The 14,587-nt window shown below is 42.2% G+C and carries 11 protein-coding genes; 1 reads left to right on the plus strand and 10 read right to left on the minus strand.

Annotation, left to right across the window (positions count from 1 at the left end):
* Positions 1 to 2 precede the first annotated feature (2 nt).
* The 5 genes from IGI71_RS10720 to parE all read right to left on the minus strand — a co-directional run bounded on the left by IGI71_RS10720 (position 3) and on the right by parE (position 8,886).
* Positions 3 to 932, minus strand: coding sequence for a manganese-dependent inorganic pyrophosphatase (locus tag IGI71_RS10720; protein ID WP_086295537.1), 930 nt, complete (start codon positions 930 to 932; stop codon positions 3 to 5).
* A 94-nt stretch (positions 933 to 1,026) separates the two neighbouring features.
* A complete protein-coding gene (gene pflA, locus IGI71_RS10725; protein WP_010749400.1) occupies positions 1,027 to 1,782 on the minus strand; it encodes a pyruvate formate-lyase-activating protein in 756 nt (251 codons plus the stop codon).
* Positions 1,783 to 1,886: 104 nt separating this feature from the next.
* Positions 1,887 to 4,115, minus strand: coding sequence for a formate C-acetyltransferase (gene pflB, locus IGI71_RS10730; protein ID WP_010749399.1), 2,229 nt, complete (start codon positions 4,113 to 4,115; stop codon positions 1,887 to 1,889).
* A 269-nt stretch (positions 4,116 to 4,384) separates the two neighbouring features.
* Positions 4,385 to 6,847 carry a DNA topoisomerase IV subunit A gene (gene parC / locus IGI71_RS10735; protein WP_016610800.1) on the minus strand — a complete coding sequence of 821 codons (2,463 nt, stop codon included), beginning with the start codon at positions 6,845 to 6,847 and terminating at the stop codon, positions 4,385 to 4,387.
* 11 nt (positions 6,848 to 6,858) lie between these two features.
* Positions 6,859 to 8,886 (minus strand): DNA topoisomerase IV subunit B, encoded by a 2,028-nt coding sequence (gene parE / locus IGI71_RS10740; protein ID WP_074535153.1) that lies wholly within the window; start codon positions 8,884 to 8,886, stop codon positions 6,859 to 6,861.
* Positions 8,887 to 9,170: 284 nt separating this feature from the next.
* Between parE and plsY the strand changes: the two genes are divergently transcribed.
* Complete coding sequence (plsY, locus tag IGI71_RS10745; RefSeq protein WP_015510003.1) at positions 9,171 to 9,809, plus strand: glycerol-3-phosphate 1-O-acyltransferase PlsY; 639 nt, start codon at positions 9,171 to 9,173, stop codon at positions 9,807 to 9,809.
* 52 nt (positions 9,810 to 9,861) lie between these two features.
* Here plsY and IGI71_RS10750 read toward each other — a convergent pair whose 3' ends face one another.
* Genes IGI71_RS10750 through xerC form a run of 5 tightly spaced genes read right to left on the minus strand, consistent with a single transcriptional unit; the run spans position 9,862 to position 14,469 of the window.
* Entirely contained in the window at positions 9,862 to 10,737 is an 876-nt protein-coding gene (locus IGI71_RS10750) for an aldose 1-epimerase family protein (RefSeq protein ID WP_231434821.1), read from the minus strand.
* Positions 10,738 to 10,748: 11 nt separating this feature from the next.
* Complete coding sequence (codY, locus tag IGI71_RS10755) at positions 10,749 to 11,540, minus strand: GTP-sensing pleiotropic transcriptional regulator CodY (protein WP_231434822.1); 792 nt, start codon at positions 11,538 to 11,540, stop codon at positions 10,749 to 10,751.
* A 13-nt stretch (positions 11,541 to 11,553) separates the two neighbouring features.
* Positions 11,554 to 12,951 carry an ATP-dependent protease ATPase subunit HslU gene (gene hslU / locus IGI71_RS10760; protein WP_010749393.1) on the minus strand — a complete coding sequence of 466 codons (1,398 nt, stop codon included), beginning with the start codon at positions 12,949 to 12,951 and terminating at the stop codon, positions 11,554 to 11,556.
* A gap of 14 nt (positions 12,952 to 12,965) precedes the next feature.
* Complete coding sequence (hslV, locus tag IGI71_RS10765) at positions 12,966 to 13,508, minus strand: ATP-dependent protease subunit HslV (RefSeq protein ID WP_005229630.1); 543 nt, start codon at positions 13,506 to 13,508, stop codon at positions 12,966 to 12,968.
* Between the two features lie 22 nt (positions 13,509 to 13,530).
* Positions 13,531 to 14,469, minus strand: coding sequence for a tyrosine recombinase XerC (gene xerC, locus IGI71_RS10770; protein ID WP_081091721.1), 939 nt, complete (start codon positions 14,467 to 14,469; stop codon positions 13,531 to 13,533).
* Between the last annotated feature and the right edge of the window lie 118 nt (positions 14,470 to 14,587).

Below are 14,587 nucleotides of genomic sequence, written 5' to 3' on the forward strand. Positions count from 1 at the left end.
AATTATCCTTCAAAAACCTCTGTTAATTGAGGTACGATTTGTTTTTTACGAGAAACGACACCAGGTAAAAACGCACGATTGTTGGTTAATGTCGTTTTAAAGGCTGCTTCTACTGGGGCAGTTGGTTCACCAACGACTAGCAGCTCAGAATTACTATCTAAGATATCAGTGGCAACCAGCAAGAACAGATCATAGCCATTTGCTGCCATTGAATCCTTCATAGCCGCTTCCAACTCTGCTTGACGGTCAAAGACTTCTTTTAGATCAACCGTGTTGACTTGTCCGATACGGATGTTTTTAGCACCCATTGGGAAGCTTTTGGCATCTAGGTCCAGCAATTCTGCTGCTGATTTCGTTCCAAGATTCGTACCAGCTTTTAACATATCTAATCCATAGACTTCCAGTTCTACATCTGCTATAACGGCTAGTTCTTTGGCTGCTGTTACGTCTTCGTCGGTACATGTTGGTGATTTAAACAACAATGTATCAGAGATGATCGCTGAGAGCATGATTCCTGCGATCGCTTTTGGAATTTCCACTTGATTTTCTTTGTATAATTTCAACACGATCGTACTTGTACAACCGACCGGCTCTGCACGATAATACAGTGGATTTGCCGTTTCAAAGTTAGCGATACGATGATGATCAACTACTGCCAATACAGTGACATCCGTAATATCCGCTGCACTTTGTTGAAATTCATTATGATCCACTAACATTACTTCTTGGGTTTCCTTTGCCACTGAATCGATCACCCGAGGGGCAGTTAGGCCAAAGGTATCTAACGCAAATTGTGTCTCTTCATTCGGTGTACCAAGCGCTACTGCTTCACAATCTTTTCCAAGTTGATTTTGTAAATTTGCAAAGGCAATTGCTGCACCAATGGCGTCGGTATCAGGATTTTGATGACCGAATACTAATATTTTCGACATTTCTTCATCGCTCCTATTTCAATTGATATTCACTTTCTAATCATAGTAAAAAAACAGGAAAGAAGCAATAGCAATCTCTTCTTTCCTGTTTTGATCAACGGGTTAAGTAACCTTTATAGTCGTCTACATGAAGCAAACGCTTGGCATTTTTCACCCGATCTTCTGTTGGTGGTTCGATCCCTTCAAGGGGATATTTCAAACCAAGCTCATCCCACTTGTATTTCCCCATCGTGTGATAAGGCAAGATCTCTACTTTGTCGACATTCTTCAGTGTTTTGATAAACTCATCCAAACGGATCAAAAATTCATCATAGTCGCTTCTAAAAGGAACCAGCACGTGACGAATCCAGACAGGTTGATTGATCTCTGAAAGATAATTCGCCATATCCAAAATATTATCATTGGATTGAGTAGTTAGCTCTTTATGGGCTTTGTTATCGATGTGCTTGATATCAAACAATAACAAGTCAGTAACGGTCATCAGCTCTTGAAACTTGCTAAAAAATGGTTCTTCCCGTGTAAATGGTTTTCCACAAGTATCTAATGTCGTGCTGACACCTTCTGCTTTGGCTTTACGAAACAGATCGATCAGAAAGTCCATCTGAAGCAATGGTTCCCCACCACTGACGGTGATCCCACCTTTTTGTCCCCAGAATTCGCGATATTTCAATGCCTCTTCTAAGACATCATCAGTCGTTCGTTCGACACCGGTGCCAATCTTCCATGTATCTGGATTATGACAAAACTGGCAACGCATGCGGCATCCTTGCATGAATACAATAAAACGGATACCTGGTCCATCTACTGATCCAAAACTTTCTGTTGAATGTACTTGTCCTGTTACTGCCATAATGCTCTTCCTTTCTTCGAAACGACGGATGACCACGCTCCGTCTGATACTTTCAAAACAAGAGGCGGCGGATTTTCCCGTCCGCCGCCTGAAGTTGTTGCTTATTACATTGCTTCGTGCATTGTACGAGCAATCACGTCATCTTGTTGTTCTTTTGTTAATTTAATGAAGTTTACTGCATAGCCAGATACCCGAATCGTTAATTGTGGGTATTTTTCTGGGTGAGCTTGCGCATCAAGCAATGTGTCACGGTTAAATACGTTGATATTTAAGTGGTGACCACCTTTTGCTGCATAGCCATCTAGCATTGTTGCTAGGTTTTCTTGTTGTGTTTCGTCGTCACGTCCTAATGCTTTAGGTACGATTGAGAAGGTGTTTGAAATACCATCTAATGAGTAATCATATGGTAATTTCGCAACTGATGAAAGACTTGCCAAAGCACCATGCGTATCGCGACCATGCATTGGGTTTGCACCTGGAGCAAATGGTGCGCCTGCACGACGTCCATCAGGAGTGTTCCCTGTTTTCTTACCATAAACCACGTTAGAAGTGATAGTAAGGATCGACGTTGTGTGTTTTGAATCACGGTATGTTTTCGTGCGTTTTACTTTTTTCATGAAGGCTTTCAACAAGTTGACTGCGATATCATCTACGCGGTCATCATTGTTTCCGTATTTCGGATAATCGCCTTCGATTTCGTAATCTTCAACAATGCCGTTTTCATCACGGATCGTACGAACTTTGGCATATTTGATCGCTGATAATGAGTCAACTGCAACAGAGAAACCAGCGATACCAGTAGCCATCGTACGTAAAATGTCTGTATCTTGTAGCGCCATTTCAATGCGTTCATAAGAATATTTGTCGTGCATGTAATGAATGATGTTCAATGTGTTCACATACAGATCACAAATCCAGTCCATCATTGTGTCATATTTTTCCATTACTTCGTTGTAATCCAAGTATTCAGAAGTAATTGGTTGGAATTTTGGTCCAACTTGTGCTTTTGATTTTTCATCGACCCCACCGTTGATTGCATACAACAATGTTTTCGCTAAGTTGGCACGAGCACCAAAGAATTGCATTTGTTTCCCGATGCGCATTGCGGATACACAACAAGCGATTCCGTAGTCGTCGCCCCAATGTCCACGCATCACATCATCATTTTCATATTGAATCGCTGATGTTTGGATCGACATTTTCGCACAGAATGTTTTGAAGTTATGAGGCAAACGTGTTGACCATAAAACAGTCAAGTTTGGTTCTGGCGCTGGACCTAAGTTTGCTAAAGTGTGTAAGAAACGGAAGCTGTTTTTCGTTACCATGTGACGTCCGTCTTCACCCATACCAGCGATTGATTCAGTTACCCAAGTTGGGTCACCAGAGAACAGTGCGTTGTAATCAGGCGTCCGAGCAAATTTCACAAGACGTAGTTTCATGACGAAATGGTCAACGATTTCTTGTGCTTCTTCTTCAGTGATCACGCCATTTTTCAAATCGCGTTCAACATAAATATCAAGGAAAGTTGACGTACGTCCCAATGACATTGCTGCACCATTTTGCTCTTTGATAGCTGCTAAGTAACCAAGATATAACCATTGGAATGCTTCTTTCGCCGTTTGAGCAGGTTTAGAGATATCAAATCCGTAAATGTTTCCTAATTCTTTCAATTCGCTTAAAGCACGAATTTGTTCACTCAATTCTTCACGTTGGCGGATAATGTCTTCAGACATCGTTCCGTTTCCGCAATACAATAGGTCTTGTTGTTTTTCTTTGATCAAGAAGTCCACACCGTATAATGCCACACGACGGTAGTCACCAATGATTCGGCCACGGCCATAAGCATCAGGAAGACCTGTGATTACACCAGAACGGCGCGCTGCTCTGATTTCAGGTGTATAAGCATCAAAAACTCCTTGGTTATGTGTTTTACGGTAGTCACGGAAAATATGTGAGACTTCCGCATCAATTTCATAGCCGTAAGATTCTGCTGCTTGTTCTGACATGCGGATGCCGCCAAATGGTTGCAAGCTGCGTTTAAATGGTTTTTCCGTTTGGAAACCAACAACTGTTTCTAAGTCTTTGTCTAAGTAGCCAGGTCCATGAGAAGTGATCGTTGAAACGACTTTTGTATCCATATCCAATACGCCGCCAGCTTCACGCTCTTGCTTGTTCAGTTCCATGACTTGATCCCATAGCTTCGTCGTTGCTTCAGTAGCATCTGCTAGGAATTCATCTGTTCCGTCATAAGGTGTGTAGTTTTCTTGGATGAAGTCGCGTACGTTTACTTCTTCTTTCCAAGTTTTTCCTTTAAATCCATTCCATTGTTCCATTTGATGGACCTCCTTAAATTTTCTGTTCACTAATGTAACAGCTTTACGTGAACAGTATAACACACACCTTAATGATTGCAAGCATTTTCAAGAATTATTTTTAACAATTTATTTTTTTTTAAGATATTAATTACTAAAAATGTTGATTTATAGGTATTTATTAAATGTGAAACTTTTATTAAAGTACCTTTTTCGTTAATGTGAAAGATTAATTATGAGAAAAAAAACAACCCTTCTGTACTGGTACAGAAGGGTTGTTTTGTTATAATTTATAGTACAGAATCCTCTGCGATTGCAGGACTGATTTGAGTTTTCACTTCGTAGATTTGTCCCCCTGTTTTCTCATCCATGATAAATGAGCCGTTGGAGGTCCGATCATTGATCGGGATTTGGTTGGTGATCACTTCAAAGGATTGTCCTTTTTGATTCGTCACTAGCAGTTGCTGATTTTCCCCACTGCCCATATAGACGACGCGATGAGGATTTTTCTTCAATTCCCGCAAGACCATCAATCCGCGCTTCGCCCGACCTAATTGGTTGATTTCTTGAGCCAACATTCGTTTTGCTGCGCCACGTTGGGTGATCAAAACGATCGGTGTATCCCCTTCTGAATAAACGAGCAACCCATTGATAAGATAATCATCCGCTTTAAGGTTCATCGCTTTGACCCCAGCTGCTTTTGGTCCCACAACAGGCACTTCATTAAGCGGGTAGCGTAAGCCAAAGGCAAGATGACTGACTAAGAATACATCCATTTCTTCCGTTTGATCCGTCAAAAAGACGTTGACCAATTCATCTGATTCATCTTTCAGCTTCATGATCGTCATCGGCCGTGTTTTATAGGTGCGCCAAGGTTCAAATTCCGTCATTCGTGTCTGTTTGATCATACCGTTTTTACTAATCAGCACGAAATTTTTCAATGGATCGATCTCTTTGTAGGCAAAGACCCCAATGATCATTTCATCTTGCGCCAGTGTCATGACTGTTTGCGAAATATGTTCCCCTAAATCTTTCCATTTTAAATCAGGTAATTCATGGACCGGTCGATAGATCGTGTTCCCTTTATTAGTAACCAACAACAGGTGATCCAACGTGTTCATTTGATTACTGTAAAGTAAAGAGTCGCCTTCTTTCATGCCGATCTCTTCTGGTTTTGAAGCACCGTAAGAACGCAAGCTGCTGCGTTTGACATAGCCGTCTCTTGTGACCGTCACGACGACTTCTTCTTGGGCGACCAAGACTTGTGTTTCGATCTTGATTTCTTGAATTTCTGCTTCGATCTCAGTCAACCGCGGCGTCGTATATTTTTTCTTGATCTCTCGCAGTTCTTTCTTGATCACTTTCAGCAATTCATTTTCTTCATTCAAAATTGTTGTCAATTCAGCGATCGTTTCTGCAAGTTCTTTTGCTTCTGCTTGCAATTGTGTAATGTCCGTATTGGTCAAGCGATACAACTGTAAGTTCACAATGGCTTCTGCTTGTTCTTCGGTAAAACCATGTTGAACCACCAGATTATTTTTGGCATCTTTTTTGTCTTTACTACCGCGAATGGTAGCGATCACCTCATCAAGGATCGACAAAGCTTTGATCAGCCCATCAACGATATGCTGTCTTTTTTGCGCTTTTTGCAGCTCAAAACGACTGCGTTTTTCGATCACTTCACGGCGATGTTTGATGTAGCTTTCTAAAATCCGCTTTAATCCGACTTGCTGAGGACGCATATTGTCGATTGCCACCATGTTGAAGTTGTAGTTGATCTGCAATTCGGTATTCTTAAATAAATAATTTAAAATCCCTTGCGCATTTGCTTCTTTTTTCAGCTCGACAACGATCTGCAGTCCAGTACGATCTGTTTCATCTCGTACTTCAGCAATCCCATCAATGCGTTTATTCAAACGGATCTCATCCATTTTTTTAACTAAGTTGGCTTTATTGACCTCATACGGGATCTCATTGATGACGATTTGCTGTTTGCCGCCTTTGATGTCTTCGATCTTGGTTTTCGAACGCAGGATCACTTTGCCTTTGCCTGTTTCATACGCTTTTTTGATTTCTTCTTTCCCTTGTAAAATGCCCCCTGTTGGAAAATCAGGGCCAGGAATGTACTTCATCAGCTGATCTAAAGAAGCTTGCGGATGGTCGATCAAATAGATCGTTCCATCGATGATTTCCCCTAAATTGTGGGTAGGGATCTCCGTTGCATAGCCAGCTGAGATCCCAGTTGAGCCATTGACTAACAGATTCGGGTATTTTGCTGGTAGAACAGTTGGTTCTTTTTCAGTATCATCAAAGTTCCAAACCAATTCCACGGTGTTTTTTTCAATATCTTTTAATAGCTCACCACTTAATTCCGAAAGCCGTGCTTCCGTATAACGCATGGCAGCTGGCGGATCACCATCCATACTCCCGTTGTTCCCGTGCATTTCAATCAAAATCTGACGTAGCTTCCAGTCTTGACTCATGCGGACCATTGCTTCATAGATACTCGAGTCCCCATGGGGGTGAAAATTCCCCATGATATTTCCGACAGATTTTGCTGATTTGCGGAAGCCTTTGTCATAGGTATTGCCGTCTTGGTTCATAGCAAATAAAATCCGCCGCTGAACCGGTTTTAACCCATCACGAATATCTGGCAATGCCCGTTCTTGAATAATGTATTTGGAATATCGACCGAAGCGATCTCCCATCACTTCTTCCAATGTCAATTCTTGTATATTGCTTTTGTGTTCCAAGAGACCACCTCCTATTCCTTAACTAACTGTTTGCTGTCTGCTTGTTCGGTATCCATTAATTTTTCATCAACTAATTCAGGTACCGTATCTTCTTTTTTATCCAAAATACTGCCATCTTCTTCTAAACTAAATTGAACATGACTTTCGATCCACTTCCGACGAGGCTCTACCTTGTCCCCCATCAAAGTGGTGACGCGACGTTCTGCTTGGGCAGCATCATCGATCCGTACCCGAATCAGTGTCCGCGTTTCTGGGTCCATGGTCGTTTCCCACAATTGGTCGGCATTCATTTCTCCTAACCCTTTGTAGCGCTGTAGGAGATAGCCTTTGCCGATTTTTTGGGTCAGTTTGCTTAGTTCATCATCGGTCCAAGCGTATTCGACTACTGCTTTTTTCCCTAACCCTTTTGACACTTTGTACAGAGGCGGCAAAGCAATGTATACTTTCCCCGCTTCGATCAAAGGTTTCATATACCGGTAGAAAAAGGTTAAAAGCAGCACTTGGATGTGCGCCCCATCGGTATCCGCATCGGTCATGATGATCACTTTATCATAGTTGCAGTCTTCAATTGAAAACTCTGGGCCAACACCGGCACCGATAGTATAGATCATCGTATTGATTTCTTCATTTTTCAAAATATCCTGCATCTTGGCTTTTTCAGTATTGATGACTTTGCCTCGCAATGGCAAGATGGCTTGGAACTTGCGGTCTCGTCCTTGCTTTGCTGAACCACCCGCAGAATCCCCCTCCACCAAATACAATTCATTTTTCTTAGGATTACGAGATTGCGCAGGTGTTAATTTACCAGAAAGCAGTGACTCGCCTTTTTTGCGTTTCTTTCCAGTACGGCTTTCTTCTCTCGCCTTTCTGGCAGCTTCACGGGCCTCTCTTGCCTTGATCGCTTTACGAACCAGCATTTGACTCATTTCACTGTTTTCTTGTAGATAATAGCCTAGCTGCTCACCAATCACATTGTCTACCGCATTTCTTGCTAAGGGTGTCCCTAATTTCCCTTTGGTCTGTCCTTCAAATTGCAAAAGATTTTCTGGCACGCGGATCGACAGAACTGCCGCTAACCCTTCACGGAAATCACTGCCTTCAAGGTTCTTATCTTTTTCCTTCAACAAATTGACCTTGCGGGCATACTCATTGAAGGCTTTGGTCATTGACGTCTTCATCCCAACTTCATGGGTACCGCCATCTTTGGTACGTACATTGTTGACAAAGGACAAGACGTTTTCTGAATACCCATCATTGTATTGAAAGGCAAGCTCTACTTCGATGGCTTCTTTCGTGCCAGAAAAATAAACCACTTGGGTCAAGGTATCTTTTTCTTCATTTAAATAATCAACAAATTCTTTGATGCCTTCCTCATATAAAAAGACTTCATGAATCGGTTCTTCCCCACGTTCGTCCGTCAGGGAGATTTTGACCCCTTTCAACAAGAACGCTGATTCTCTCAAACGTTCAGCGAGAATCTCATAGGAGAATTTGGTTGCCGAAAAGATTGTATCGTCTGGTTTGAACGTAACGGTTGTTCCCGTTGGTTTACGGGTTTTGCCGATTTTTTTCAAAGTACCTGCTGGTTTCCCGCCGTCTTTGAAGCTCTGTTTGTATTCGATACCGTCTCGAACGATGACCACTTCTAGCCAGCTGGATAAGGCATTTACAACACTGGCACCAACCCCATGAAGGCCGCCAGAAGTTTTGTAGCCGCCTTGGCCAAACTTTCCGCCAGCATGTAACACGGTGAAGATCACTTCAACAGTTGGGATTCCAGATGCATGTGTCCCGACCGGCATTCCCCGACCATTGTCTCGAACACTGATACTATTGTCTTTATGGATCGTAACATCGATTTCATTGCCGTATCCTGAGAGTGCCTCATCAACCGCATTATCGACGATTTCATACACTAAGTGGTGCAAGCCGCGGCTATCGGTCGAGCCGATATACATTCCTGGCCGTTTTCTTACTGCTTCCAGACCCTCTAAGACCTGAATGGAAGCATCATTATATTCTGTGGTTTTCTTTGCCAAACCCACCGCTCCTTTAATCTTGATCAGTCCTTTTCTAATGCTGAAAGGACTGCAAAAAAAATCTTAACACAAAATACGCTTTTTTCAAGCGAACATTTTTCTAAACTATCTTATCCTTTTTCCTTTGTTTGCACAAGCTAGAGTCGCAAAATGGCTTGTTTGTGTTTCACAGCTCTGAGAAAAGCTGTTTTTATTCTTTGTCTGACCAGCGAAAGATTTTCTTATTGTTGGAAAGGCGTTTTCATGCTAAAATTGCCCTAGCCTTGCAAAGAAAGTTGGTTATTATGAATACGATTCTTTTATTTATTGTTGCTTACCTTTTAGGTTCGATCCCCTCTGGTGTTTGGATTGGCCAACTGTTTTTCAAAAAAGATATTCGCCAATTCGGCAGCGGCAATACGGGAACGACCAATACATTTCGCGTCTTAGGAAAAAAAGCCGGCATCGTTGTTTTATTGATGGATATCTTAAAAGGAACTTTGGCGACCAGCTTGCCAGTCATCTTTGGTCTCCATACTGTCAATCCGCTCTGGTTTGGGGTCTGTGCGATCTTAGGTCACACCTTCCCGATCTTTGCCAAATTTAAAGGCGGCAAAGCAGTGGCGACAAGTGCTGGGATGCTCTTAGGATACAATCCGCTCTTTTTCATTTATTCTTCATTGATTTTCGTTATCTGTCTTTATGTGACAAGTATGGTGAGCCTGACCAGTATGATCGCGGCGTGTTTGATCACCTTATCGACGATCGTCTTGCCTTTTATCGCTCCTGCGATCTTGCCTGAGCAAAATTGGCTGCTGACCTTCATTGCGATCGGCGTAACGATTTTTATCTTTATTCGCCATCGTGAAAACATTACCCGCATCAAAGATGGGACCGAAAGTCGGGTACCCTTTGGACTGAATAAGGGTCAAACGAACAAATAAGCAGAAGCTGAGAAAAGTCATTGCGCTTTTCCCAGCTTCTTTTTTCATACGTTTATTTAACTGTGATGGAGTACTTTGTTTCAAATAATTCTTCAGGTGGAAGTGCTTGAATCCCCAGCTTCTCTGACAGCTCACCGGAGGCTTCTAGCGTATCTGCGATGCCGCACCATGGTTCAATACATAGAAATGGCGATTTCACTGGATATGTGGACCAAAAACCGACATACGGCATATTATTGTAGCTTAACGTGATACTATGAGGCGATTTTTCACTGCGAATCGAGTAGGAATGTAATCCTTTCGTTTCATAAACTAGCGCATCATTTGCAAACATGTCATGGGTCAAGCGTAGATCCGTATTCGTTTGACCGAGTGTGCGTTGCTCATAATCAATATAGTTGCCTTTTAACGGCAATTTCACTCGTGATTTCTTTGGAGAAAAAGAAAGATAATAGTCTTCAAAAGTCAGCCCTTTTTCAAGTGGGACGTTGAATGCAGGGTGTCCACCAATGGAGAAGAATAGTTCTTTTTGACCGCTATTCTTCACTTGGTATTTGACGACTAAACCATCACCGCCTAATTCATAACTGACATACAGCTGAAAATCAAACGGATACTTTGCTTTGGTTTCAGTCGAACTTTCTAGTAAAAACAAAGCGTAATCTGTGCGTTGTTCAACGACAGTAAATAACATGTCTCTGGCAAATCCATGACGAGGCAAATGATAACTCTTGCCCTCATGTTGATAGGTGTCCTCTTTTAACGCACCCACGATCGGAAATAAGATCGGTGCATGCTTTCCCCAGTGGTTTGGATCAGCTTGCCAAATATATTCAAGGTCATTGCTCGTATCGACTAAGCTTTGCAGCTCAGCCCCTTTTTCTGCAATCTTTGCTTGCAGATGACCGGCCGTGATGGTAACTGTCATGGTCTCATCTCCTAATATTGATGTTTCGTCAATTCCTCTTTAAAGCGGCTGTTAAGCACTTTTAAGTAGGTGCCTTTCATCCCCAAAGAGCGGGATTCAATAATACCGGCAGACTCTAATTTACGCAAAGCGTTCACGATCACCGAACGGGTGATACCGATACGGTCAGCGATACTTGATGCGGTCAAACGACCTTCGTCTCCTTCTAATGCCTCAAAAATTGCTTGAACAGCTTTTAGCTCACTATAAGAAAGCGTGTTGATCGCCATTTGAACAGCTGTGGTACTGCGAACATCTTCTTCGATACTTCGGGATTTTTGGTACAAGAATTGCATACCAACAACTGTCGCACTGTATTCTGCTAATACCAAATCATCATCATCAAAGGACTTATCGATTCTGGAAAGAATGATCGTCCCTAAGCGTTCTCCTGCACCGTAGATTGGTACGATGGTTGTTAGTCCGTTGGGATACAGCTCGCGGCCTTCCACAGGAAAAGCCGTCATATCGTTACTGATCGGCACATTGGCTTCTGTGGAAGTCAGGTGATCGACTAAATCTGTATAATTTTTAGGAAACTGTTTTTCGACAAACATTTTTTTGATGCGCTCATTATTGACATCATGGTTCTCAACAAAACCTAACACGCTGCCGTCGACGCTAATAATATACGCATTGCTGTCTAGGATGTTTCCTAAAATGACAGCCATTTTGTCGTAAGGCAAATCAGAAGCTAAATTAAAGGTGTTTTTTTGCTGCAATAATTCATTGATTTGTCTTGTCTTTTCTAATAATGTTTTCATTGGTCCGCTCCCTTTATAAAATATACCGGCTTAAGTCTTCATCTTTTGCGATTGACGCAAGTTTTTCTTCCACATACGCTTCTGTGATCGTGATTTCACCCATTTGCATCTCAGATGCTTCAAACAATAGATCTTCAAGTAGTTTCTCCAGGATCGTATGCAAACGACGGGCTCCGATATTGTCGGTATCGCGATTCACTTGATACGCGATTTCGGCAATTTTTTCGATGGCTTCCATCGTAAAGACCACTTTGACATTCTCGGTTCCTAACAAGGCAACGTATTGTTTGACTAAGGCATTGTTTGGTTCCGTTAAAATTTTAACAAAGTCTTCCTTCGTCAAGTCATCCAGCTCCACGCGGATTGGGAAACGCCCTTGCAACTCAGGGATCAAATCGCTTGGTTTTGATAGATGGAATGCGCCTGAAGCGATAAAGAGAATATGGTCGGTTTGTAACGTTCCATATTTCGTATTGACTTGTGAGCCTTCAACGATCGGCAAGATATCTCTTTGCACCCCTTCACGAGAAACTTCTCCTGATTGCTGTGATTTCGAAGAAACTTTGTCGATTTCATCAAGAAAAATGATGCCGCTAGATTCCGCCAAACGTAATGCTTCGCTATGAATATCCGCGTCGTTGACCAGTTTGGAGGATTCTTCTTGAATCAACAATTCCCGCGCTTCTTTCACGGTTACTGTGCGTTCAATTTTCTTTTGCGGTTTCAATGCACCTAATGTTTCATTCAAATCAATGCCCATTTGTTCTAAGCCATTGTTCATCATTGGCGCTTGATTTTTCGGTTCATCGACTTGGATCGTCACTTCTCGGTTATCCAAAAGGCCTTTTTCTAATTGTTCAAAAATCGCTTGGCGATTGCTGCGAATCTCATCTGTCAATTCTTCTTTTGGTTCTTCTGGTTGTTGTGCGGCGTTGAACATATTCATCATTTGTTCATAAGGATTGGTGTTCTTTTTCTGTTCCTTTTTAATACCAGGAACTAAGACTTTTACTAAACGACGATTGGCTTTTTTCTCCGCTTGGATGCGTACGTTTTTATATTGTTCTTTTTTCACGATTTGGATCGCGTTTTCTACAAGGTCACGAACCATCGATTCTACGTCTCGACCGACATAACCGACTTCTGTGAATTTCGTTGCTTCTAGCTTAACAAAAGGCGCATCAACGATTTTCGCTAGCCGTCGCGCAATTTCCGTTTTCCCAACGCCCGTTGGTCCAATCATCAAAATATTTTTTGGTGTGACATCTTGCTGCATTTTTTCATCTAATTGCAGACGGCGGTAACGATTTCTTAAAGCAACCGCCACTGATTTTTTGGCATTGGTTTGTCCAACGATGTATTCATCTAATTCTTTCACGATCTCTCGTGGTGATTTGTTTTGATTTGTCATATCGTCATCCCTCTTTAAAACTCTTCTACAATGATATTGTGATTTGTAAAGACACAAATGTCTGCTGCGATATTCAAGGCACCTTCAGCGATTTCTTTGGCAGATAGTTCACCGCCATAACGTTTCATCGCACGGGCTGCCGCCAAGGCATAGTTTCCACCTGAACCGATAGCTAAAATCCCTTCATCTGGCGAAATGACCTCACCTGTCCCAGAGACTAAGAGCATCTCCTTGTCATTCATGACGATCAGCATCGCCTCTAATTTTTGCATCGATTGCTGCGTCCGCCATTCTTGTGCCAACTCTACTGCAGCTCGTTGCAAGTTTCCGTTGTATTCATTTAGTTTTCCTTCAAATTTTTCTTCCAAGGTAAAGGCATCTGCCACACTACCGGCAAAGCCAACGATCACTTCACCGTTGTATATTCGACGGACTTTCCGAGCGGTTCCTTTCATAACGACCTGTTCTCCCATCGTTACTTGTCCGTCACCGGCCATGGCAAACTTGCCATCTTTTTCAACCGCACAGATGGTGGTTGAATGAAATTCTGACTTCATTTACGTTCCTCCTGTACCAATTTTACGCACGTGGATGAAATTGGCGATAATTTTTTTGTAAACTGTCTTTGGTGACATGCGCATAAATCTGTGTCGTCGATAGATTGGCATGCCCCAACAATTCTTGAACGGTCCGCATATCGGCGCCGTTGTTTAATAGATGGGTCGCAAACGTATGCCGCAGCATATGAGGATGGATTTTACTGTCTAAACTGCTTTTTCGGATGATTTGATTCAATACATACTCGATCCCAGTTGCAGTGATCCCATCACCAAGATGATTCACGAAGAGAACCTCGTGTTCCTTGTTCTGCTTTGCCATCAGCTGCTTGCGTCCTGAGGTAAGATAGCGCTTGACTGCCGCTTGTGCGTAACTGCCGAAAGGAACATAGCGATCTTTGTTGCCTTTTCCGTGGATCAGCAAAACGCCGCTTTCCCAATCGATCGCGCCCAGCGTCAGACTGCTACACTCGCTGACCCGCAGACCTGAACCGTAAAGGACTTCTAACAATGCTTGATTGCGCTGTTGTAATGGCTCATCACCAGCGACACTTTGAAAAAGAGCATCCATTTCCTTTTCATAAAAAAAACGCGGCAATTTAGCGTTTTTCTTTTTTAAATGAATGTAGGCGAAGGGATTCTCTTTGACGATCTCATGCTTGGTTAGAAATTGGTAGAATGAACGCAAGCTAGCCATTTTCCGACTGATGGAATTACGGCTATACCCTCGTTCCGTCAAATAGCTCAAATAGACACGAACATCACGATACTCCACCGCTAACGGGTCTTCATTGCCAGACTCTTTCAAGAAGTGAAAAAAATCGCTCATATCTTCTTGATACGCTTTTTTTGTCTTTTCCGAATACCCTCTTTCAACAATAAGATAACGAAAAAACTCTTCTTGTAATTGATCCGTTTGCAAAGTAACCCCCCTTTTCATGATTCGAAATAACTTTAGCATAGACCACAAAAAAAAACAAATGAATTGTCAGAATTTAATCAATATTTCAAAGTTTAGACATAATTGTGAAAACTTTCTAAGAATCTTCGTAAGATTCTTATCATTCTTCAGAAAGATC

It is taken from the genome of Enterococcus sp. DIV1279b (assembly GCF_050531515.1).
GTDB lineage: Bacteria > Bacillota > Bacilli > Lactobacillales > Enterococcaceae > Enterococcus_D > Enterococcus_D casseliflavus.

What these genes read in the sequence shown, in the direction of transcription:
- hslU (WP_010749393.1), bottom strand. Translation starts at nt 12,951, where the DNA reads ATGACAAATCAAAACAAATCACCACGAGAGATCGTGAAAGAATTAGAT.
- IGI71_RS10720 (WP_086295537.1), bottom strand. Translation starts at nt 932, where the DNA reads ATGTCGAAAATATTAGTATTCGGTCATCAAAATCCTGATACCGACGCC.
- pflA (WP_010749400.1), bottom strand. Translation starts at nt 1,782, where the DNA reads ATGGCAGTAACAGGACAAGTACATTCAACAGAAAGTTTTGGATCAGTA.
- xerC (WP_081091721.1), bottom strand. Translation starts at nt 14,469, where the DNA reads ATGCTAAAGTTATTTCGAATCATGAAAAGGGGGGTTACTTTGCAAACG.
- codY (WP_231434822.1), bottom strand. Translation starts at nt 11,540, where the DNA reads ATGAAAACATTATTAGAAAAGACAAGACAAATCAATGAATTATTGCAG.
- pflB (WP_010749399.1), bottom strand. Translation starts at nt 4,115, where the DNA reads ATGGAACAATGGAATGGATTTAAAGGAAAAACTTGGAAAGAAGAAGTA.
- plsY (WP_015510003.1), top strand. Translation starts at nt 9,171, where the DNA reads ATGAATACGATTCTTTTATTTATTGTTGCTTACCTTTTAGGTTCGATC.
- hslV (WP_005229630.1), bottom strand. Translation starts at nt 13,508, where the DNA reads ATGAAGTCAGAATTTCATTCAACCACCATCTGTGCGGTTGAAAAAGAT.
- IGI71_RS10750 (WP_231434821.1), bottom strand. Translation starts at nt 10,737, where the DNA reads ATGACAGTTACCATCACGGCCGGTCATCTGCAAGCAAAGATTGCAGAA.